This window comes from Microbulbifer okhotskensis (assembly GCF_023895975.1).
Taxonomy (GTDB): domain Bacteria; phylum Pseudomonadota; class Gammaproteobacteria; order Pseudomonadales; family Cellvibrionaceae; genus Microbulbifer; species Microbulbifer okhotskensis.
In genome coordinates this window covers 1-23297 of sequence record NZ_JALBWM010000020.1, presented here as the reverse complement: position 1 = coordinate 23297, position 23297 = coordinate 1, and the positions used below count along the sequence as shown (strand labels likewise).

Here is a 23297-nt window from a genome sequence, read left to right as displayed (position 1 = left end):
TTTTGTATTTGCGGCAGTTTAGTGTTTCGGCCACGAAAAATAGCAAGCGGTTACCCATGTCTCTTAATTTACCCATCGACATTCGAGCGATAAAAGGATTCCTCGCCGCCCATGAGGGGGAGGCGCTCTATCATTTGGCTGCAGAGGCCAGTGGACTGGGCCCATGCCTGGAGGTCGGCAGTTATTGCGGCAAATCGTCGATTTACTTGGCCAGCGCCTGCAAACTGACCGACAGCGTCCTGTTTGCGGTAGACCACCATCGCGGCTCCGAAGAGCACCAGCCCGGGGAGGAATACCACGACCCCGCACTATTCGATGGCCAAGCAAATTTAATGGACAGCTTTCGCACTTTCCGTGCGAACATTCGCGCCGCTGAACTGGACGATTGGGTTGTTCCCATAGTTGCCCCCTCAGCAACTGCTGCGCGGTGCTGGAATAATCCATTGGGGCTCGTTTTTATTGACGGCGGCCACTCCCTGGAAGCGGCGATGACCGACTATCGCAGCTGGTCTCGCCATATCGTGCCCGGTGGCTACCTGGCAATTCACGATATCTTCCCAGACCCCGCCGATGGCGGCCAGGCACCCTACGACATCTACAAACTAGCCCTGGCTTCCGCTCAATTCGAGCTCATCGAAACAGTCGACACCCTGGGTATTCTGCGCCGCATCTGAGGGCAGGCACACCGAGGTGAATAGTGCGCTCGCCGACGTCAGTCCGGCGAGCGCATCCGCTGCCAACAACATGGCGCCCACCGTCCAGGTAGTTTTCTCTTCTGGCCAGACCGCCTCATCCCGATAGACGTAACCTGTCCAATAGCCCCCATCTTTGTCCTGCCAGCGATGTAACCCCCGATACAGAACCTCCGCGCGGGAATACTGCCCGGCAGCGATCAACGACATAGTCAGCTCACAGGACTCGGCCACGGTCACCCAAGGCTCATCACTCACGCAGCGGCAGCCCAAACCGGCAACCACAAATTCATCCCAGCGCTGCTGCAGTCGCAACTGCGCCGCCTGACCGGAAAAGGCCCCGGTTAATATTGGATAAAACCAGTCCATGGAAAAACGTGCCTTGCTTCCCCAAGTACGATCAAACCGCTCCGGTTTATTGCGCAGGGCGTTGCCCAGCGCCTCCCGGGCAACCCGCCATTGAGGGCGTGCCACTCCGAGCTGGTGGGCAATATTAATCGCGCACTCCAGGCTCTTGTAAATAGAGGAACACCCAGTAATCAGCGCATCCTCTTTTGCTGCACCTTCGGTATCCACTGCCCAATGGATCTCGCCAAACTTAGTTTGCAAACGCAATACGAATTCAATGGCCCGCTCCACCATTGGCCAGAAGCGCTGCAGAAACTGTGTGTCATGTTTTATCAGGAAATATTGCCAGACACCGGTGGCCACATAGGCAACAAAATTGGTTTCGCGGCGCTCCCGATTATCAATAGCGCCGTCTTTATATGCGGCCCACCAGCTGCCATCTTCCAGCTGAATATCAGCAAGCCAGCGATAGGCCTTTTCCGCCGCACGGTATTCACCGGCAATCGCCAGCCCCATCGCAGCTTCCACATGGTCCCAGGGATCCGCATACCCCCCCTTAAACCAAGGTATTGATCCGTCTGGCAGCTGCTGAGAGAGAATATACGCGGCACTATCTGCGATAAAACCTTCAGGGAACAGGCCTGTCGTTTTAGCGCGTGAGGAGATTTTATTCATGCTTCAACCTCCTCAATAAGCGCAAGAGGTTCTTGCACTTGCTGTGAAGATTTGACGAAATACAAAGCAATACTCTTGCCCAGCAATGGATTCAATAGCTTTTCAAGGCCGCGAGTTAACGCCGGTTTTTTCATCAGATCCCACACCAACAGCCGGTGGTAAGCGGACACCAGGCGTGAGTCCGGCTTGCTCCAAAACAGACATTTGAGCCACCAGTAGGGCGCGTGTAGCGCATGTGCCTTATGCCGAGCAAAATAACGATGACCAAGGTCCTCGATACTTTTGCGCAGCTCTCGCTCACGGAAAATACGGACGTGACCGCCCTCTACCTGGTGATATTCGTCGCTCAATCGCCAGCACACCCACTCGGGAAAAAAGGCCGGCACCGTGGCGGCAAAAATACCGGAGGGCTTTAGCACCCGGTCGATCTCGGCCAATACCAGCTTGTAGTCCTCAATGTGCTCAAGTACCTCAGAGCAAATCACTACATCAAAGCTCTCGTCGGCAAACGGAAGCTGTAAGCCATTGGCAACCCCAAGCTGCAAACGACCCCTGGAGTGTTTCGGAGCCCGAAAAGGTTCCGCTCTCTCGCTCGCCGTATGTACGTCGGCAAAGCAAAGGTCAAAGCCGTAAACATCCACTTCATCGGTGATCATCAAATGGATGGAATGACGCCCCTCTCCGCACCCAAGATCAAGTACTTTCTGTCCCGGACGGAGATTTAAATGCTGTGGTTCTACCGTAATCATTAAGCCGCCTCCGCATTGCGCATGCCGGGCGCTTCCAGCTCGGGAGTACTATGTTGATCCGCTGTGGAATGCCCAAGAACCTCCCGGTAATATGCGGCCAGGCTCCTTGCAGCAAGACCCCAGGAGAAATTACTTCCTATACGCAGCCGGCCTTTTTCTCCCAGCTCCTTGCGCAGTACCTCATCGGATAACAGCTTGCGTAAAGCATCAACCAGCGCTTCATGACTGCCGGCCGGCACTACCAGCCCAGCATCACCCACGACTTCCGGTAAAGCACCGCCATCACTCGATACCACAGGCGCCCCGCAGGCCATCGCTTCACCAGCTGGCAAGCCAAAGCCCTCGTAGAGCGATGGGCATACGACAACAGTTGCACTGCGATAGTGATCGACCAGCGCCTCATTGGAAATGCCTGAAACAAACTGAACACTGTCGCGTAAATCCAGGTTATGAAGCAAACGTTCGGTGGCTCCACCCTCGTGCAATCGGCCGACCACCAACAACTCGATATCGACATACTCCTTGCGCAGCTCAGCCAGCGCCAATAGTAAAAAACGCAGCCCTTTAAGGGGCTGATCCGCTGAGGCAGTGGTCATAATTCGCAGGGGCAGGCGTTTATTCCCCGTACCAGGATTAAATATTTCGGTATCAATGCCGTTGTAAATAAGCTGTATTTGCTCGGCATTCACGCCAAACTGCTCGATGATATCTCGCTCTGACTGCTTCGATACCGTTACAATATGGCGGAGTTTGCGCGATACTTTGATTTGCATATTTAAAAAATTGTGCCAACGGCGCACCAGTAGACGGAGACGCCAATCGGGAGCCGCATCTAGGGCCAGTTGACGGTCGCGCGTAATGGGGTGGTGAATAGTTGCAACGACCGGCAAACCATTTTTTTCAATATCCAACAACCCGTAGCAAAGCGACTGATTGTCGTGAACAATGTCATACTGATGACCGTGCTTACGCAGGTATTTACTCACTCTGCGACCAAAGGTATAGGGCTCAGCAAACCCTCCGGTAAGCTTGCTCCACCACTCAAAAAAATCTGCCCAGGAAAGCAGGTGACGTAGCTTTAGAGCACGCACAGGGCTATCCACTTCATAGAGATTTAGCCCTGGCATTTTGATCAGCTTCACACGCTCGTCGAGCTCCGGGTATGGCTGCCCCGAAATAACATCTACAGAGTGGCCGGCATCAACCAAAGCCTTACTCAAGTAACGTAAATAAATGCCCTGTCCACCACTATGTGGATGACTGCGATACCCTAAAAGGCAAATTCTTAGCGGCCGCACACCGCCAGCCATTGGACCGTCTGCACAATTTCCCAAGGCGGTCATAGTTTCCCCATCTGCAATATTCTCGCACCCCACAACATTAACCGATCCGGTACCGCCCTTCCGCGAAGTATGCAGTACCGGAAACAACTAAGCAGAGCGTTTCGCTAGTAAAGCGGAAGAATACACTGGCGTGGTAATGACTGCTAGGCGGAAGCGGTCCACGCTATTGGTATCCTGGTCCAAGGGGGGGCACACGGGCCAAGTCAATGCACCACATCAACTCGTCCGCAGGCAACGTCGTTGCCGCAGCCAAAACTGACAGGCTCCTAGCCGGTTAAGGAGCTAATCGATCCAGTTGCAACATTGGGAAATGGTATTGCGGCGAGTGAAAGGAGGGGAATTAGAATAAAAAATGCCCGCCGATAGGCGGGCCAGATTTCTCGAACACACTTTCAGGAGGAGAGTTTCAAGTACATTACGCACTTAAATTTAGGTATAGCAGAGGATTAGAGCCTCCCTTTCCTCCTGACGTGAAAGCCATTTAGTAAAACCGCTACCGGCGTTAAACCACACCGCCAGCCATTAAACTCGGTGCAAATAGCTTTGGTATTCGACGTCGGTGACACGAGTGGCAATTTCCGCCTGCTCTTGTCGTTTCAGCAATACAAATAACTCTACAAATCGAGAATCAAGATACTCGCGCCACAAGGGGCTTTGCTCAAAACGCGTCAAAGCGCCACTCCAGGTATTGATCAGCTTCTCGCTCTCAACCTGATAGGCATCTCCTTCTACCGGTGCCGGGGGCTCCAATTGATTTTCAATGCCGTGGCATACACCCGTGAGAATGGCCGCCAACACCAAATAAGGGTTTACATCGGCCCCAGCAATACGATGCTCAATACGCCGTGCCACCGGATCACTGGCCGGCACTCGCAGAGTCGTGGTGCGATTGTCATAACCCCAACAAAGATTCAGTGGTGCGTGCGAACTCTCCTGGAAGCGTCGATAAGAGTTGCTGTGTGGTGCAAAGAACGCCATGGCGTCATTCGCGGTGGTCAACATACCTGCTGCAGCATAGCGCAGCAGCTCAGATCCGATATCGGACCCGTCATCAAAGACATTTTTACCGCTACTATCCAGCAAACTTAGATGAACATGCATCCCATTTCCGGCCTGATGCCCAAAGGGTTTGGCCATAGTACTTACACGGTATCCATGCCTGCGCGCCACACCTTTCAGCAAGCGCTTGAACAGCAGTGTTTGATCAGCGACCTTGACCGGGTCTGCACTGTGTAGCAGATTAATTTCGAACTGCCCTGGCGCGCACTCGGACAATACAGAATCCGCCGGAATTCCCTGGGCTTCACAAGCTGCACGCACATCGGCAAAAAAGTGCTGCTGCGCATTGAGTTCGGACAAGTCATAGACGTCCGTAGATGGCACCAGCTCGGCATCGTTATCACTGACTGGACGTGGGCGCGCCAAATGATCCGCCTCATCGTGGAGGAGATAAAACTCCAACTCAGTCGCACAGACTGCGGTGTAGCCCAACTTTTTCAGTCGATCCACCAATCGCTGCAGCTGGGCGCGCGGGTCAGCGTAGAGTGAGGAGCCATCGGCCTCATGCAATTGCATATGCAGCTGTGCTGTTGCCTCGCGATGCCAGGGCGCCAGACTCATGGGAGACACAGGCAGACAAACTCCATCGCTGTCGCCACTGGCAAATACCAGCGGACTGTCTTCAATATCCCGCCCCCAAATATCCAGACTGACCGCACTGCGCGGCATCTGCAGACTGCCTTGCAGGAGCTTCTCTGCGGCTTCTGCCGGCAACCATTTCCCGCGCGGCACGCCATTGATATCGAACATAAAGCCTTCGATCCACTTTAAGTCCGAGTGCTCTGCCAGAAATTTGTGCGACTGCTCCAACAGGTCAGGTTGGGCAGTGAATTCTTTTTTTTGAGACATAAGGTGCCTGAGGTGATCCAATCAAACCGCAAAGACGACCCGACATCCCTTCCCCATTCATCGGGAGGGGACTCATATCGAGCCATCTCTCTTACAGAGTGCAGTGCCGCTATGTTACGCCAGCGCTTTGGCCGTGTCGTCCAGCGCGCGATGCGCCTTTTCCACTAATTCATCCACCTGTTCAGTGGTCATAATAAGCGGCGGCGCAATAACCATCGCATCCCCAACCGCACGCATTACCAGGCCGTGCTTATTGCTCAGATCACGGCAAACACCACCAGCGGTGCAGTTATCATCGAATCGCGCACGACTGGCCTTATCTTTCACCAGCTCCAGCGCACCAACCATACCGAGACTGCGAGTTTCACCGACTATCGGATGCTCCGCCAGTTCGGCCCAGCGTTTGGCCAGGTAGGGGCCGGTCACATCACGCACATTTTCGATAATCTTCTCATTGCGCAAAATATTGATAGTCACCAAACCGGCCATACAAGCCGCAGGATGAGCCGAGTAGGTGTAGCCGTGGGTAAATTCACCGCCCTTGGTCTTGATCACCTCAGCGACACGATCGCTCACCATGGTGCCGCCGAGCGGGAAATAACCGTTGGTGACTGCTTTGGCGAAAGTCATCAGGTCGGGCTTTAGGCCGTAATAATCAGACCCAAACCACTCACCAGTACGACCAAAGCCGAAGATCACTTCATCCATCACTAACAAAATGTCGTACTGGTCCAATACTTTCTTCACTTCCGGCCAGTAGGTTTCCGGTGGAATAATGACACCACCAGCGCCCTGAATTGGCTCTGCGATAAAGGCGGCCACTTTTTCCGGGCCCAATTCCTGGATTTTTTCGTCCAGGCTACGCGCCGCCTGGATTCCGAATTCTTCCGGGGACAGATCGCCCCCCTCTCCAAACCAGTAGGGTTGCTGCACATACTCAATGTAGTCGAGCGGCTGGAACTGCTTGTGCATGCCATTCATGCCGCCCAAACTGGCACCCGCAATAGTGGAGCCGTGGTAGCCGTTCATGCGAGAAATAACGATACGCTTTTCAGGTTTTTCCTGAAGATCCCAGAAACGGCGGATCAAGCGGAGGTTAGTATCATTTGCCTCAGAACCTGAGCCGGTGAAGAACACATTATTCATGTGTGCCGGGGTCACTTCCGCAAGGACATCAGCCAATTCGATAGAGGGTACGGTGGTGCACTGAAAGAAGCTGTTGTAGAAAGGTAGGGTGTTCAACTGCTCATAGATCGCATTACTGATCTCTTTACGGCTATAACCCAGATTACAACACCAGAGACCCGACATTCCGTCGAGCAATCTATTGCCATCGATATCGGTGATGTAAGCGCCCTCAGCACTGGTAATCACCCGGGTTCCCTGCTGCCCCAAATCCTGGAAATCGGTAAAAGGGTGCAACAGGTGCTCGCGGTCGTGTTGCTGTAGCTCAGTCTTGTTCATATTTCTCTCCTGGCTTTCACCTTGAGACCTTTACTACCACTTACGCCAGCAAAATCCGGCAAAGGAGGTCTCACCAATCTGTCACCGGCCTTACAGAGCCCGTTAAACGGGCACCACAGGCCAAATCGTTACCACTAATTTGTGATCACATTTTAGTGGTGCGATAGACAGAAGTGCAAGATCTATCTGCCCCTGCCCGAAACATAAAGTCGGCAGATAGAACTCGGGAGGGATATAAACTGCAAAATTCAGGACTGAACAGTCAAGGTTGAGGGGGCTCCAGGGACGGGCAGATAAGTCTGTGATTTGTCATGGAGGATTTACCACCACAAGTCACAAATCCAAGCTGAAAGAACCACCGAAGACCTTTTCAACCGCAAGTTACAACAGCTCTTCAGCGGAGATGGAACCAAGCCCTTCTTCAATATCTTGCTGAATCGCCTTGCGTACTTGCTCGACGTCCTTACTGCCAATCGCTGCGAGAAGGTCCTGATGGCGATCGGGTAACTCCTGCACACCAAAGCGCTGAAACACCAGGTGTTGAAGCGGGGCGGTTTGCAGCCATAAGCTCTCGATCAAAGACAGGATAATGTGGGGCTGGCCGAGTCGATACAGGGTGAAATGAAACTCGAGGTTAGCCGTTACATATTGCTCAATATCTTTCTGCTCCAGCGCCGACGTAACCCGTTCATCCAACTGCCGCAGCTTCTCAAGCTCAACCTCATTCACCAGCGGCAGTGCCTGCTCCGCTGCTTGACACTCCAAGGCAACCCGAGCGGCGCAGATTTCCGTCAGTTTTTCCGGTGTCATTGTCGGCACCTTGACCCGCCGGGTATCCGACAACTCCAATGCCCGCTCAGATGTCAGCCTTCGCAATGCCTCTCGCACCGGCATAGGACTGCAATCGAGTTCCGCAGCCAAGCCTCGAATGGTAATCGCCCTACCGGGCAAAAATTTCCCCCGTAAAATGGCATCGCGGACCTGAAAATAGACCCGCTCCTGAGTCGTACGATACTCTTCCTGAGGACTATTAAATTCCTGTACCATGTTTATGTGGCCCTAACCTGCTCCAGCTTGTGGGGGATATCATCGGCACCTACCTCTATTACATAATCTGCCGCGCGACCACTTTGCCAAATCTCATAAAAGTCATCTGCTACTCGTCGACTGAGGTCCACCACCTGCCCCCAGTATTTCAAACGCTCCTCCTGGTCCAGTGTGTAGAAGTCATTGCGATCGGGGATCTTTCCAAATGGTAAAGAGGCAACAAATTTGGGGGATGGAGCCACTACCAGTGTGGACCGCATTGCATCACCACGTACTCGCCTCCAAGATAACCCTTTATCGAACCAGCCCGGCACCATATATGGGAAAAAGTGAGGATAGAGCACCAACCCTTCCGGGTGACGGAAACGCAGATCGAAGTGGTAATCGGTAATTCCACCATCGCGATAGTTGCCCTCGGGCGCTCCCAATGGGGTTTGCACTCCCGCCATCACCAGCGGAATACAACCGCTGGCCAACACAGCAGCACTGGTATTTTTTTCAGTCAGCGGGATATTGATGGTACTCAGATTTTGAAACTGAATACCTCCCGTATTTTGCGTGTGAAATACCACCCTCTCCCAAAAAGCACTCAAACTGTTGCGAGAAACCACATTTGCTATGGCAGAAGCAAAGAGTGCCGGGGCCAATAACGCACGCTTTTCACTGGCGAGAGGTCCCCTTCCCCTGACAGTCACAAAGTGGCTGTGCCAGACGGGATTCTCCACCACCTCTCGGGCGCCTCCCCGGCCAAGAACCTCCAGTAACATTTTCCGACCGCCAGCCGTAATTTCCTCTGGGGCAGGTTTTACAGAATAACTCTGCTGGATATAGTGACCTTCCAACCGCTCAAGCGCTGCCAACGGATTCGCCATCGCGTAACACATATTGCGAAAACTGCCGATAGAGGACCCCAGGGTCGCAATCGGTGAATTCCGGCCCTTAAAAAACTCGCCCATCAAAACTCGATCCAGCTGGCTGATCGCCAACCATTTCGGGCCGCCCGAGGCGCCTACGAGGGTGGAAAATTGTTTTTGGTCAAGACCCTGCTCACGTATACGACGGGCCGCAGTTGCTCCGGCCAGTAAAATACAACTAGTACTTTTCACTCATTTTCTCTGTTATTTGGCTATCCAACCCCATACCTCACCTACCACTCGCCCTGATTCTCCATCGACAACCAGGGCTCTTGTTGGGGCAAGGGCTCGCCACTTTGCAATAACTCAATGGAAATCCCATCGGGGGAGCGCAGAAATGCCATATGGCCATCCCTGGGCGGCCTGTTAACCGTAACTCCCCCATCCATCAGTCGCTGACAAGTCGCATAAATATCATTGACTCGGTAAGCCAGGTGGCCAAAATTTCGTCCGCCACTGTAGCTCTCAGGGTCCCAATTGTACGTAAGCTCCAAAGTTGGGGCCTTGCTCTCACGGGCCGCGTTAACATCCTCAGGAGCCGCCAGGTACACTAAAGTAAAGCGACCCTTATCGTAATCTTTTCGGGTAACGACTTGCAGACCCAACTTTTCACAGTAAAACGCCAGAGATTCATCCAGATTCGACACTCGAACCATAGTGTGTAAGTACTTCACCCTCTACTCCTTCTTGTTGCCAAGCTCTACAATCGGCTCATAACTAATAATTCAGCTTCACTTAGCTAAACGCAAATGTATAAAAAATTCTATAGCGAGTTTCTTCAAGCCCCTAGCGGCAGCCCTTCTTCCATGCTGCATATGGCCTGCCACTCCCACCATTACTGGCCGGACGTAACTCTGGATGCAGTACAACAATATTGGCGCGACGCATCCCTACTGGCCGATGAAAAGTGGGGACCAATTTTTGAAGAGAAAATCCCCTCATGGCAAGCAGCCGTTGCGAAAAGCTTGAATCTGCCCAGCGCCGATTTGATCGCGATAGCGCCAAACACCCATGAATTAGTGTACCGGCTCATCAGTGCCTTCGATCCGAGCCAGCCCCTACATATTCTGACTACTGACGGAGAGTTCTACAGTTTTACCCGTCAACTGCAAAGACTCGAAGAAATCCCTCAGGTGAAAGTCACGAGAATCCCCAGAGAACCCTATGCCACTCTGGCAGAGCGCTTCGAAACCGAACTTCACAGGAACCAGTATCAACTGGCTTACGCCAGCTTGGTCTTTTTCGATTCTGGAGTGGTGTTTCCGCGCTTACTGGAAATCGCGGAGCAGAAGCCAAAGACAACCCAGTTTGTAATCGATGGCTATCACGGATACTTTGCTCGCCCCATCGACTTGGCTGCAGTGGCAAACAAAATATTTTTTACTGCTGGATCATACAAATATTTTGGTGCAGGAGAAGGCTTGTGCTTTATGAGCATCCCCGCAGACTGCCCACTGAGGCCGCTCAACACAGGCTGGTTTGCAGAAATGGCAGAACTGGAAAACCGCTCAGACGAAGTCAGTTATAGCAATAACTGGCTGCGATTTGCCGGGGCTACCATGGATTATTCAACCCTGTATAAAGCTCTGGCAATTTTTGACCTGTTTGCCCGAGAAGGTATAACCATAGATAAAATACATCGCTATATCCTCAGAGCACAAACCAGATTCCTTCAGAGTATGGATAAATCAAACCATCCAGTTTTGAACCGCAACAACTTGGTCTGCCATGATTTAGAGTATGGGCATGGCCACTTTTTTACCTTTGATTGCTCACAACCTGAACTATCACAGCGAATCCAGGAAGCGCTTAAAGCCCGAGCAGTACTCTGTGATCGCAGACAACAGTACCTCAGGCTTGGCTTCGCCATCTATCACGATGAGAATGAAACTTACCAGCAGGTATTCAGCTCTTAAAGTGGTAATACAGCACTAAACAGGGTAGCTTTCGGAATAATCATAGGGAAGAGTAATACTCTCGCCCTCACCGTAACACCCACATAATCAGTAGGGCTGTTAATTCACAGCCCTCAAACCGGCTCAGCTGCGGTTCAGGATTGTACCATTAAGATGATGGCGCCTATTTTGTTGCGATATTAAGCCCCCAGCGATAAGGAAAATTTATGAAGGCAGTAAAAATCTCGGTTATCTCGCTCCTCTCCCTAGTCGCTGCTGCTTGCGGCAGTGACCATGCACCCGATGCACGGGGAACCATGGTGTCCATTGCCGCCCATGGCGAAGCGAGCCAGGTGCCCGATATTGCAAGTATTTCTGTTGGCGTGGTGACAGAGTCTGAAGACAGCAAGCAGGCAATGCGCGATAACGCCAACCAGATGGAATCCTTGATGGCTGCGATTAAGAAATCAGGGATTGCCAAGAAGGATATTCAAACCAGCGGCGTCAGCCTGTCTCCACGCTATCAACATCAACAAAATAAGAAACCGGTCATTACCGGTTACACAGCCCGAAATACCGTCCGTGTAAAGGTCCGTAAACTCGATGAGCTCGGCAAGGTCCTGGACAATTTAACGGCTGCCGGAGCCAACCGGATTAACGGCCCTAGCTTTGAGATTGGAGAGCTCGGCCCGGTTCAGGCCAAAGCTCGTGAAAAAGCCCTGCAAGACGCGCAGGAGCGGGCAGATATCTACGCAAAAGCCCTGGGTACCAAAGTTCGCCGAATTGTCAGCATATCCGAAAATGGCAATGGGGGTATGCCCCGCCCTATGTACAGTGCCCGCGCCGAAATGGCCACAATGAAAGACAATGCATCGACTCCTATCGCACCGGGAGAAACTACTCTCTCTGTAAACCTGAACCTGGTCTACGAGCTGGAAGATTGATCTGAGAAACTGATTTAGGGAAGGCTTAGCAGCCTTCTATCAGAGGCAGTGATACTTATTTTGTCACTGCCTCTGCCTATAGAAAAACAAACGCCAAATTAACCGTTTGCGCCCTCTTCGATAAAAATATCCGCAGGCAACTCGCTGGGCTCCTTATAAACAACCCCGTCTTTCATCACAAAGAGCACTCGCTGCATTTCAGAAATATCTTCCAGAGGGTTTCCTGCAACGGCGATAATATCTGCCTTTTTGCCTTCACTGATGCTGCCAAGTTGATCCTGCACCTGTAACAGTTGTGCCGCATTCCAAGTAGCTGAGCGTAGTGCATCGGCTGGGCTCATCCCCCCTTGAACCATCAGCAAAAATTCACGGGCATTGTTTCCATGGCGAGTGACGCCGGTATCTGTCCCAAAAGCAATTTTTACGCCTCGCTTATAAGCGCGGGAAAAAGTGTCCTGCATCAAGGGACCCATAACAGCAGCCTTGGGTCGTACCAGTTCAGGGAGGAAGCCCTCAATCGCCGACTTTTCTGTTACCCACTCCCCTGCCATTAACGTGGGTACAAACCATACGTTTTTGCGGCGCATCAGGTCCATTACCTCATCATCCATGTAAGTGCCATGTTCAATGGAGTCAACCCCAGCGCGAATCGCACGGATCATTCCCTCTTTGCCATGGGCATGCACCGCCACGGTAAAGCCATAATCCCGCGCCGCCTCCACAATGGCCTCTAGCTCATCTTGCATAAATTGGGGATTTTGGCCACTCTTGGCTTCACTGAGTACACCACCGGTAGCGGTAATCTTGATCAGGTCGGCCCCATCTTTGTAGCGCTGGCGGATCGCCTTGCGCGCACTGATAGGTCCATCAATTACACCATCTACCGGACCCTGATCCCCCACCAAGTCATATCGACGCCCATTCGTCGGGTCGGCATGGCCACCAGTCGTGGCAATGGATTTACCCGCCGTATAAATACGCGGCCCATCAATCAGCCCTGAATTGATTCCCCGGCGCAAGCTTACCGTCACATTGTCGTGATCGCCAAGATTACGAATAGTGGTAAACCCCGCTTGCAGGGTGCGCTGCGCCGCATCTACACCCCGCAAGGTGAAATCTGCAGGGTTCCAAGTGTAGGACTCCATATAGGCTTGCGGACCAAATTCGTAAGTGAGATGGCTGTGCATATCCATTAAACCCGGTAGAACCGTGTATTCGCGCAAATCCACCAGTTTTTCCCGATCGCGCTTGGCAAACCCTTTTTGTACCGAATCAACGCGTCCATCGATAATATGAACGGTACGGTTTTCCAATAATTTTCCATTACTACTGTCAAATAGCTTACCGGCGTATATTGCAATACTCTCAGCCCCAGCCTGCAAACTAAAAACCCCGGTAAATATAGACAAAGCCACGGCAGCAACGCGGTTGACAAAGTAGCTTTGGTTGGTCTTTGTTGTCATTGTCGTCCCCTGTAGATCTCTTTTAGATTCATAGCGTCCTTAACGGAGATCGCACAATCTACGCAATTACTCAGGTGAGAGGAAGTCCCAATGAAAATCTATGAATTTGCAACAGCACCCAACTGTCGCCGTGTTCGCATGTATATGGTAGAAAAGGGTATCGACGCGGATTATGTGGGAGTAGATATCACCAAGGGCGAGAACCTTAGCCCTGACTTTCGCAGCAAAGATATCAACAAGAAAGTACCGGTACTGGAATTAGATGATGGTACTTATATTGCTGAATCTGTGGCTATTCAGCGATATTTTGAAGAACTACATCCTGAGCCCCCCCTCTTTGGGCGCGATGCAAAAGAGAAAGCGCAGGTGGAAATGTGGAATCGTCGCGCGGATTTCAACCTGATGTTTCCCGTCGGGATGTGCTTTCAGCATGTATCTGGCTTCTTCAAAGACCGCATGAATGTCTACCCAGATTTTGGCGAAGACTCGGGCAAACGTGCACTTAAATTTATGGACACATTGAATAACCACTTTTCTGATCACCAGTACTTAGTAGGCGATTATTTTTCAGTTGCTGACATCAGCATGGTTTGTAGCCTGGATTTTGGGAAGGTGCAAAATTTACGCCCAAGTACTGAAAATCACCCCCACCTGACCAGGTGGCGCGAACAACTCAAAGAACGTCCCAGTTTCAAGGCTTAAACAGCCATGCCCCACCCTCCATGCCCCACCCTCATAGTGGCGGGGCACTTTTTTGGCGTCAGTCTTTTGTCGGTAACACTTCAACGGGACCAATATCCAAGTCCTCAACATCCCCTTTTATTTTGCTCAAATCACCAACAATAACCCAGGTAAATTGATCTGGAGCAAGAAACTCCTTCGCTGAAGCTTCTACTTGCTGCTTGTCCAGGGCAGCAACTCGCTGCGGATACTCGGCAATATATTTTTCAGGTAGCCCCTTTTCTATTTGCCAGTTGATACTGGAAAGTAACTGCCCTTTGGTCTGAAATCTCGCACTCTGCTTGAGAATTTCATCATTTTGATAGTCCTCAAGTTCTTTTTTTGTTATCGGCCGATTACCAAGGTAATCCTGATATTCTTTTAGCAGCTCTTTAATAGCCGGAGCCGTTTTGTCGGTTTGCACCGGCGCAAAAAGAATATACGGCCGCTGCCCTTCGGTATCCATAGATACTGCTCGGGCACCATAAGACCAGTGCTTATCCTCACGCAGATTCATATTTACCCGGGAGGTAAATTTGCCTGCGATAGTATTCGCCATCGCGTCGAACGCCTCCGCCCCTTGTGGCTGCCAGGGTGGCATCAATAGCCCCGCCATAATATAACTTTGCTGTGCGCCCGGGCGATCCAACAAAAACACTCGCGCCTTACCAGGACGCTGAACCTTTGCCACCTCAATTTCTGGCAACGCTGTTTTCGGAGCAGACCACTTGCCCAGAGTTTCATTCAGAAGCGGTTCTATTTCCTTCTCTGTCACATCGCCGACCACCGTCAGAGTGGCATTATCAGGGCGTACCCAAGTGTTTTGGAAATTAACCAGATCTTTTCGGGTTATCGACTTAATACCCTCAGAGGTACCTGAGCCCGTGAGCGGGGAGCCATATGGGTGCTTCTTTCCAAACAATAATGGGGGGAGCTCGCGCATAGCCAAACCCTGTGGCTGAGCCTTTTCCTGTGCGATCGCATCCAGGCGATTAGACTTGACCCGCTCCAAATCTGCCTCAGGAAAGCGCGGCTCGGTAACTACTTTTTCAAACAAATCCAGTGATGGCTCCAATTGAGTTTTAAGGGCGCTCATACTGATATTGTTGTAGTCGAGACCACTACCACCACCGATATTGACCCCAAGTTCCTCAGATCGGGAGCTGAACTCCAGGCTATCCAGGTCACCAGCTCCCTCATTGAGCATCTGAGCGGCAACCGAAGCCAATCCGGGTTTATTTTGATCGGCAGAGGCACCACTGCGAAATTGTAGATTCATCAACACCACGGGGGTATCGTGACGCTCAGCCAAAACAACTTTCAAGCCATTCTTGAGCGTAAATTCTTTCTGTTTTGGCAACTCCAACTCTACATTCTTATCAACCTCTGGCAACTTACTGCGATCAGCGCCTTCGACCGCTGTAGTAAATTGTTTCTTTGGTTCAATAATTAAGGTGTAGGAATCCTCCTTTAACCACTCTTGTGCTACCTCCTGGACCTCAAGGGCGGATACTTTAGCGTAATCTGCTACCCCTCTAACCAGTGCACCCGGATCGCCAAAATAAAATTCTGATTGGGCAAGAATATCGCTCTTACCACCAAACCCACCGGTTTTTTCCAATCCTTTTACCAAGCCAGCAAATTCACTCTGCTTGACCCGGCGCAACTCTTCTGCATTTACGCCATTCAATGCAAATTGCTTTAATTCTGTATTGAGTAGATTTTCAACCTTTTCTACAGACTGACCCGGCTTTACATCGACAATAATAATCAACTGCCCCGCCAGTTGGCGGCCGTAGTAAAAAGCACTGACACTGGTTGCCACCTTCTCATCGCGAACCAGCCGGCGATAGAGAAGAGAGTTTTTTCTATTCGCTAGAAGAGAAGTCATCAATTCCAGCGCATCCTCCACTTCGCTACCTACGGCCGGTACATTCCAAACTTTATAGATGCGGGTTTGTGGTACCTGATCGTAAACTACTTCCCGTTTTTTTATTTGGGTCGGTAGTTCCCAACTCTTAATTCGCGGTTGAACCCCCGTGCTCGGAATATCCGCGAAATATTTGCGAGCCTTGGCCATAGCATCTTTGACATTGACATCCCCAGCAATCACCAATACAGCATTAGCGGGCTGGTAGTGCTCCTCAAACCATTTTTTCACATCTTCAAGGCTGGCATTATCCAGGTCTTCCATCGAGCCAATCGGTGTCCAAGAATAGGGATGTCCTTTGGGAAAGGTGCTCTTGGCAATAACATCGAACGCCTTGCCATAAGGGGCATTCTCGCCCTGACGCTTTTCATTCTTGACGACGCCACGCTGCTCATCCAGCATTTCCTGGGTGATTGCCCCTTTAAAATGCCCCATGCGGTCGGACTCCATCCACAGAGCCATATCCAGGGCGCCCTTGGGGACAGTGGCAAAATAATTGGTGCGGTCGTTATTGGTGGTGCCATTCATATCGGTAGCACCTGAACGCTGGAAGGGCTCAAAATACTCGCCGGGATAATTCTCGCTGCCGTTGAACATCAAGTGCTCGAACAAGTGCGCAAACCCGGTCTTACCCTCTGGCTCATCCTTGGAGCCCACCTTGTACCAGATATTGGTAGATACCACTGGAGCCTTATGGTCCTCATGCACAATGACGGTCAGGCCATTGGGCAGTACTTCTTTATGGAAAGGAATCTCCAATTTGGGCGGAGGTACATAGGCCTCTTTATCGGACGCCGCTGCTTTGCTGCTGGCCGCAGCCTGTTTGTCGACGGAAAGCGCATGAGGCGTATCGTCACCAGACTTTTCACAAGCGGTAAGACCTGTAATGGCGATAACCATACTGATGAGCACTGGACGCAAGTCCATATTGTCACTCCCTTTAAAAAACCGCGGATTCAGGATGGCAAGTTTAGGCCAGCTTTCCTATTCAGTATCAGCAGAACCCTTGCTTACCTTCAAATTGATCAATATTTCAGACAAAAAAATGGGCACCGAAGTGCCCAAATCAATACATCACAGAGAGAAGCGAAGATGACGGTCGCCCAAGGAATCAGGTCATCAGATCTGCTCTTGCACTGAAAACATTATGCAGCCACGGTACCGGACTTGTCTTCAGCCTCACCCACTACAGAGTGGTGACCAAAGCGCTCTTCTGCAACACGGTCTGCCACATGCGCTGTAGTTTCACCGGTTTCATCCGCTCGCTGGAACACTTCTTTCATAGTGTTCCCTATGTCTTCAATATGCGCACGGACTTCAGCCGCGTCATAGTCACCTTTCTGCTGGTAGTAAACATCAATAATACCGCCAGCATTGATAACGTAGTCCGGTGCATACAGGATGCCCCTCTCACGCAACATCTGCGCATGGCGCCCCTCGGCCAGCTGGTTGTTTGCTGCACCGGCGATTGCCTGTACTTTTAAGCGCCCAATGGTGTCGTCGTTGAGAATCGCCCCCATAGCGCAGGGTGCAAATAGGTCCACATCCAGATCGAAAATCTCATCGGCGGTTACGGCTATAGCGCCCAGCTCCGTCACCGCACGATCAATATTGTCTTGGAAAATATCGGTAACGAACAGTTCCGCACCGGCGTCTTTCAAGAGCTTGGCCAGACGAAAGCCAACATTACCCACCCCTTGGATGGATACTTTCAAACCGGTCAGATCAGTTTTACCCCAACGGTGCTCTGCCGCCGCCTGAAGGCCGACAAACACGCCGTAGGCTGTGGAGGGGGAAGGATCACCACCGTATTCAGAACCGGCAAACAGACCGGAGACAAACTCGGTGGTCTCTCCGATCACACTCATATCGGCGACACTGGTACCAGAGTCCTCCGCCGTAATGTAGCGACCGCCCAGGGTGTTGATAAACTCGCCCATCGCACGCAGCAATTCGGGGGTCTTTTCTTTGCGGGGATCGCCAATAATGACGGACTTTCCGCCACCTAACTTCAAACCAGCCATTGCAGACTTGTAAGTCATGCCTCTGGAAAGGCGAAGAACATCATTTAAAGCCTCGCCATCATCGGCATAAGGCCACATACGGCAACCGCCCAGTGAGGGACCCAAATTCGTATTGTGTACCGCGATAAGGGCCTTCAGGCCACTCTTTGCATCTTGGTAAAACGCCACTTGTTCGTGTTTATCGTAGGCGGAATGGGAAAAAATACTCATTAACTGTTCCTCTCCGGAAGGCCGGTTCTACAGCTGGGGAACAACCACAGCCCTTATCTGTTTTTATCTGGGATAAGATTATATCCAGCTCCCACAGACAAAGTTTGCATATTTTGCACATAACAGCAATTTAATAGCTAAACCATCATACGGGTAAGGATTTTTTAGGATGATCGACCTCATGGGAACAGTGAGGGCCAGCCGGTCATCAATCCAGGCGCCAAGCTCCACACACCCAGCCCAGGCTGTTTTCAAGCCTGTGAAGCCAGCCCAAAGCACCTTCTTTAGAAAACACAAAAGTCCTCTAGGGTACGAGTAGCAGAGAAGACAATTTCCAAGAGTTTTGCCCCAGCCCAACTCGATTGCCACCCCTTTGCCCCTTAGACTGGCAGTCGCAGAGATACAACAAGTAGCTTATTGAAGTTTTTTGAAAGATAAACGACATAGATACTAAGATAATTTCCGCTGCTCAACCTCGTTACATCCACTGTACAGGGTCTGGTAGAATCCGCGCCCAAATCGACCCATAGAGATAAACTCGATGCTGAATGCCGACGCTCTCAAACAACTTACGCAACTGAAAACAGATATTCGCTCCAATAAGGAGTTTGCCGAGGGCCGGGTACGCGGCAGTAACGGCAAGTTTGGCTTTGTTGAGTTGGATGACGGAAGGGAAGCCTTCCTGCCTCCCAACGAGATGGAGCGTGTATTCCCTGGTGACAGAGTGCGAGTAAGCCTCGCGGAGGAGAACAAAGGCAAGCTTGCCGCAGAGTTAGACTCATTACTCGATAGCCCGCTCGACTATCTCGTTGGTCAGTATGTGCAGCGCGGCCAGGGTCACTTTGTACAACCCACACAGAGTGGCCTGTCTCGCTGGATCTTCCTCCCGCCGAAAGCCCGCGGCAAAGCCCAACCAGGAGAGTTTATTGCCTGCAAGGTAAACCGCCACCCATTTAAGGACGGCCGAGCCCAAGCCAAGGTCGAGAGTGTCATCGGCAAACCGGATATGCCCGGGATTGAGCACGCCTATGTGGTCGCAGAGTTTAAACTCCCCGAACAATTTGGCCCCGAAGCACAAAAGCAGGCCGAGAGTATTGCCGAGAAGCTGACGGCAGTTAACGCGGAGCGGACAGAACTTTCCGAATTAGGTTTTGCTACTATTGATGCGGAAACCACCCGCGATATGGACGATGCCCTGGCGGTAACCCGCCGCGAAGGCGGCTGGTCCCTGCATATTGCCATTGCCGATCCCTCTTCCGTGATTGAGGAGGGCAGCCCCCTGGATAAAGAAGCGTTTAAACGCGCCCACAGCCAGTACTTACCGGGTGAAACCCTGCCAATGCTACCCCACAACCTCTGTGAGAACCTGTTCTCACTGGTACCTGGCGAATTGCGCCCCACCCTGGTTGCACATATCAATATTGACAACGATGGCACTATCGGCGAAAGCCGTTACGAGTTTGCGGCCATTCGCTCCCAACACAAGCTGAGCTATGAACAAGTCAGCCAATTTATTGAGGGAGACAACTCAGCGGTACCGCAAGAGCAGCAAGAAAGCCTGCGCAACCTCGCCGCCGTCCATCAAGCTCGATCAGCCTACCGGGCCAGCCACTCGCTGGCGATGGAGGATCGCCCTGACTATGAAATCCACCTCAATGACCAGCGCAAGATCGAGCGCATTGAGAAGCAGAAGCGCAATATTGCCCAGCGCATGGTTGAGGAAGCCATGCTCGCAACCAACATCAGTATGGGCAGCAAGCTCGCCGAACTCGAGCAGGGCTGCTTCTCCGTACACCTGGGCTTCCGCGAAGAGCGTTTGGGAGAAGTGCGCAGTCTGCTGAAGGAACTCCTGCCTGAGCACGCAGAGAGAGATTTGAACCAGCTGGAGCACTACCTGGGGCTGGTCAAGCATCTGGAAAGCCAAAGTGATTCCCAGATGCAGAACTTACTCGCCGTATTAAAGCGTATGCTGCGTCCCGGTCAGTTTGATAATAAAGCTGGTCCCCACCTGGGCCTGGGCCTCAAGGCTTATGCCACTGTGAGCTCGCCAATTCGCAAGTACAACGATTTGCACAACCACCGCGTGCTGCGCGCCGCCGCACAGGGGGCTGCCGCCAACCCCCTTGCTGACGAACAAGTTGAAGCCCTACAGGAAAGTCTAACCCGTGGGCGCCAGGCTTATCGAGCGCTGGAGCAGTGGCTCTACGTTCAATTTATCGAGAGTAAAGCGGGTCAAGAGTTTTCCGGCAAAATCGCCTTGGTGAATGGTGCCGGTATTGGCGTGAAGCTTGATGACTTTGGGATCGATGGCTTTGTCCGCATGAACGGAAACAAGAAAAACCTCCCCGAGTTCGACGGTAAGCACCTGACCCTCACCTACAACGAGCAGCGCTTCCAATTGGAGCAGACGATTTCCGTTAAGGTGGCGTCTGTCGATGTAGACAAACGACGCGTTGCTTTCGAACTCGCTGCTGAAAGCCTCCAAGCCAAAGGCAACAACAAGGAATAAATCCCAACCGATTTATCCAAGAGCCCGGCCCGCGCCGGGCTCTCCCGCTGCCGGTAACCGACACGCCGCCCCGATCGGTTTAGGCTCTGGAACCGGCTATAGAACAGAATAAACCGAGGCGACCAATGAGCAATATTGCTGAGCTGAACCCAACCCCACTGTGGACACACTTCGCCAAGCTGTGCGAGATTCCAAGGCCATCCAAGCACGAAGACCAAGTGGTGGAGTATATCGTCAGCTTTGCCAAGAACCGCGGGCTCGATGTCCAACTGGATGAGATCGGCAACGTTATTATCAAGAAGCCTGCAACCTCCGGCATGGAAGACCGCCAGACCCTAGCTCTGCAGAGTCACGTCGACATGGTGCCGCAGAAGAATGCCGACACTCAGCACGACTTCCTCAAGGACGCCATCAAGCCCTACGTAGATGGCGAGTGGGTTACTGCTGAGGGCACCACGCTCGGAGCCGATAACGGTATCGGGGTTGCTGCGATCCTGGCACTGATGGAATCCACCGATATTCCCCATCCACCTCTGGAAGCCCTACTCACTGTTGACGAAGAAGCCGGAATGACCGGTGCCAAGCACCTGAAGCCTGGGTATTTTGCAGCCGACTTATTGCTAAACCTGGATACCGAAGACGAAGGCGAGCTCTATATCGGTTGTGCTGGTGGCATCGATGTCAATGTCAACTTCACCTTCACCGCAGAGGCGGCTCTAACCGGTGCTGTGGCGGTAAAGCTGTCCGTACGAGGCCTGCGCGGTGGCCACTCCGGGCTGGATATCGACAAGGGCCGAGGTAACGCCAACAAAATTGCCAATCGCATTATTGACACCGCACTTCGCCAGATTCCGCAGCTGCGGATCGCCAGTCTCGACGGCGGCAGCCTGCGCAACGCAATTCCACGCGAGTCATTCACCACCTTGGTGGCCCCTTCTGAAGTTCAGGACCAATTGCAGCAAATCGTTAAGAGTGAAAGCACACAAATTGCTGTGGAACTGGATAACGAAGCCGACTTGCAGGTGATTCTGGAACCTACAGATTTGCCGGCAACCACTATGGATGCAGCTAGCCAACTGACTCTAATCCGGGCTATTCGCGCTTGTCCTAACGGTGTGGAGCGTATGAGTACCGCGCTTGAAGGGATCGCCGAAACGTCCAATAACCTAGCTCGTGTTGTCACCACTGAAAATAATGGCGAGCACCAGATTCAGATTCAATGCCTGGTACGCAGCCTCTCAGACAGTGCACGCGATCAACACGGCCTCAATGTCGCAGCCACCTTCGAACTGACTGGCGCCAAAACAACACTGGGTAACGACTACCCCGGCTGGCCCCCCAACCCCGACTCACCGCTACTGGCGATGATGAAAGAAGTCTACAAGGAGATGACCGGTGAGAAAGCCGAAGTAAAAGTGATTCACGCAGGCCTGGAATGTGGCTTATTGGCCAAGCCCTACCCCAATTGGGATATGGTCTCCTTTGGCCCAACGATCCGCCGCGCTCACTCCCCAGAGGAAAAAGTACATATTCAGAGTGTGGCCAACTTCTGGGATTACTTTATAAAAGTAGTCCAGGCTATTCCCTCACGACACTGACTATTCAAGAGGGTTTCAGGGCATCCCCCCCCCCCCCCGAAACCCGCCTCACATAAATGTAGCTCAAGCCAGCGAGAGTTAAAGATCGCCGTTTATCCTCTTCAGTCCACTTCCAATAACAACGAGTGAAGCCCCACCCTTCCACGAAATAATATCCACAAGTGCAAGGGGGTTAATGTCAATAGTTCGCAGCAATGGACAAAACAAAAAATTAATGCAAAAAATAAAACTGATTCTTTTAACTTTAATCGCCACATTAAGCTCCCCCGCATCCAGCCAAATCTACAAATACAAAAATAAAGATGGAAATTGGATTTTCAGTGATAAGCGGCCCAACCAAAATACCGTAACCCAGGAAATAAAAGAAAAGCACATCACTAAAAAGGCAGTTAAACCAAAAGTATTTACTTCAAAGAGAAGGGGCTCATTTTCTATCGTAGCCAACAACCCTTACTCCGCCCCAATACAGGTCAAAGTAAAACTTTCTGAGTCCAATACAGTCCTATACGGAATTATCCCGCCTAAATCCAAGGCCGATATTTTTGAAACGAACACCCCCAATTTAAAAGCTAGATTGCCAACATAAGCGACACACGCTTACCCACTAGAAATTCCAGCGGGCTCCAATAATTTAACATTTTTCTTGGGCGGGCATTAATACGAAACACCGCATCGTCAATCTGGCTTTTCGGTAGCTTGCCAATTTTCACCCCTTTCGGGAAGAAACGCCTCAGCAGCCCATTGGTATTTTCGTTCAACCCTCGCTCCCACGAGTGATACGGCTTGGCAAAATATATCTTGCAGTCTAGTTTTCGCGCGATCGACTGATGGCCCGCGAATTCACCGCCGTTGTCGAAAGTTATG

19 protein-coding genes are annotated in these 23297 nt (G+C 51.7%); 7 read left to right on the top strand and 12 right to left on the bottom strand.

Annotation, left to right across the window (positions count from 1 at the left end; genetic code table 11):
• Positions 1-56: 56 nt before the first annotated feature.
• Entirely contained in the window at positions 57-674 is a 618-nt protein-coding gene (locus MO867_RS06970; RefSeq protein ID WP_252465568.1) for a class I SAM-dependent methyltransferase, read from the top strand.
• Here MO867_RS06970 and MO867_RS06965 read toward each other — a convergent pair.
• The 8 genes from MO867_RS06965 to MO867_RS06930 all read right to left on the bottom strand — a co-directional run bounded on the left by MO867_RS06965 (position 603) and on the right by MO867_RS06930 (position 9814).
• On the bottom strand, positions 603-1715 hold the full coding sequence (locus MO867_RS06965; RefSeq protein WP_252465567.1) for a prenyltransferase/squalene oxidase repeat-containing protein: 1113 nt from the start codon (positions 1713-1715) through the stop codon (positions 603-605). The two genes, MO867_RS06970 and MO867_RS06965, sit on opposite strands and share 72 nt — an antisense overlap.
• A complete protein-coding gene (locus MO867_RS06960; protein WP_252465566.1) occupies positions 1712-2464 on the bottom strand; it encodes a class I SAM-dependent methyltransferase in 753 nt (250 codons plus the stop codon). Before MO867_RS06960 ends, MO867_RS06965 begins: the two co-directional genes overlap by 4 nt.
• The gene (locus tag MO867_RS06955) at positions 2464-3807 is read right to left on the bottom strand and encodes a glycosyltransferase family 4 protein (protein ID WP_252465565.1); all 1344 of its coding nucleotides are present in this window, start codon (positions 3805-3807) and stop codon (positions 2464-2466) included. The genes MO867_RS06960 and MO867_RS06955 overlap by 1 nt, the downstream gene beginning before the upstream one ends.
• A gap of 522 nt (positions 3808-4329) precedes the next feature.
• Positions 4330-5715: a glutamine synthetase family protein gene (locus MO867_RS06950; RefSeq protein WP_252465564.1), complete on the bottom strand. Its 1386-nt coding sequence runs from the start codon at positions 5713-5715 to the stop codon at positions 4330-4332.
• Between the two features lie 114 nt (positions 5716-5829).
• Positions 5830-7179, bottom strand: coding sequence for an aspartate aminotransferase family protein (locus MO867_RS06945; protein ID WP_252465563.1), 1350 nt, complete (start codon positions 7177-7179; stop codon positions 5830-5832).
• Between the two features lie 381 nt (positions 7180-7560).
• Positions 7561-8226 (bottom strand): GntR family transcriptional regulator, encoded by a 666-nt coding sequence (locus MO867_RS06940; RefSeq protein WP_252465561.1) that lies wholly within the window; start codon positions 8224-8226, stop codon positions 7561-7563.
• Between the two features lie 2 nt (positions 8227-8228).
• Positions 8229-9332, bottom strand: a complete 1104-nt coding sequence (locus tag MO867_RS06935) for a hypothetical protein (protein ID WP_252465560.1) — start codon at positions 9330-9332, stop codon at positions 8229-8231.
• Positions 9333-9373: 41 nt separating this feature from the next.
• Positions 9374-9814, bottom strand: coding sequence for a VOC family protein (locus MO867_RS06930; protein WP_252465559.1), 441 nt, complete (start codon positions 9812-9814; stop codon positions 9374-9376).
• Between the two features lie 75 nt (positions 9815-9889).
• Between MO867_RS06930 and MO867_RS06925 the strand changes: the two genes are divergently transcribed.
• Together MO867_RS06925 and MO867_RS06920 are read left to right on the top strand one after the other, a co-directional pair.
• Entirely contained in the window at positions 9890-11056 is a 1167-nt protein-coding gene (locus MO867_RS06925; protein WP_252465558.1) for an aminotransferase class V-fold PLP-dependent enzyme, read from the top strand.
• A 206-nt stretch (positions 11057-11262) separates the two neighbouring features.
• Entirely contained in the window at positions 11263-11979 is a 717-nt protein-coding gene (locus tag MO867_RS06920) for an SIMPL domain-containing protein (protein WP_252465557.1), read from the top strand.
• Positions 11980-12077: 98 nt separating this feature from the next.
• Here the strand turns inward: MO867_RS06920 and MO867_RS06915 are convergent, their stop codons facing one another.
• A complete protein-coding gene (locus MO867_RS06915; protein ID WP_252465556.1) occupies positions 12078-13442 on the bottom strand; it encodes a metal-dependent hydrolase family protein in 1365 nt (454 codons plus the stop codon).
• 90 nt (positions 13443-13532) lie between these two features.
• On the opposite strand from MO867_RS06915, the gene MO867_RS06910 reads away from it, so the two are divergent.
• Positions 13533-14144, top strand: a complete 612-nt coding sequence (locus MO867_RS06910) for a glutathione S-transferase family protein (protein WP_252465555.1) — start codon at positions 13533-13535, stop codon at positions 14142-14144.
• 58 nt (positions 14145-14202) lie between these two features.
• Here MO867_RS06910 and MO867_RS06905 read toward each other — a convergent pair whose 3' ends face one another.
• Positions 14203-17019 carry a M16 family metallopeptidase gene (locus MO867_RS06905; protein ID WP_252465554.1) on the bottom strand — a complete coding sequence of 939 codons (2817 nt, stop codon included), beginning with the start codon at positions 17017-17019 and terminating at the stop codon, positions 14203-14205.
• Between the two features lie 218 nt (positions 17020-17237).
• A complete protein-coding gene (locus MO867_RS06900) occupies positions 17238-18326 on the bottom strand; it encodes a Glu/Leu/Phe/Val dehydrogenase dimerization domain-containing protein (protein WP_252465553.1) in 1089 nt (362 codons plus the stop codon).
• A gap of 541 nt (positions 18327-18867) precedes the next feature.
• Here MO867_RS06900 and MO867_RS06895 point away from each other — a divergent pair.
• The 3 genes from MO867_RS06895 to MO867_RS06885 all read left to right on the top strand — a co-directional run bounded on the left by MO867_RS06895 (position 18868) and on the right by MO867_RS06885 (position 23019).
• Positions 18868-20835, top strand: a complete 1968-nt coding sequence (locus MO867_RS06895; RefSeq protein ID WP_252465552.1) for a VacB/RNase II family 3'-5' exoribonuclease — start codon at positions 18868-18870, stop codon at positions 20833-20835.
• Between the two features lie 125 nt (positions 20836-20960).
• A complete protein-coding gene (locus MO867_RS06890; RefSeq protein ID WP_252465550.1) occupies positions 20961-22433 on the top strand; it encodes an aminoacyl-histidine dipeptidase in 1473 nt (490 codons plus the stop codon).
• Positions 22434-22608: 175 nt separating this feature from the next.
• A complete protein-coding gene (locus tag MO867_RS06885) occupies positions 22609-23019 on the top strand; it encodes a DUF4124 domain-containing protein (protein ID WP_252465548.1) in 411 nt (136 codons plus the stop codon).
• Here the strand turns inward: MO867_RS06885 and MO867_RS06880 are convergent.
• Positions 23003-23297: IS30 family transposase (locus MO867_RS06880; RefSeq protein WP_252465546.1), on the bottom strand; the 295-nt coding region annotated here is incomplete at its 5' end. The two genes, MO867_RS06885 and MO867_RS06880, sit on opposite strands and share 17 nt — an antisense overlap.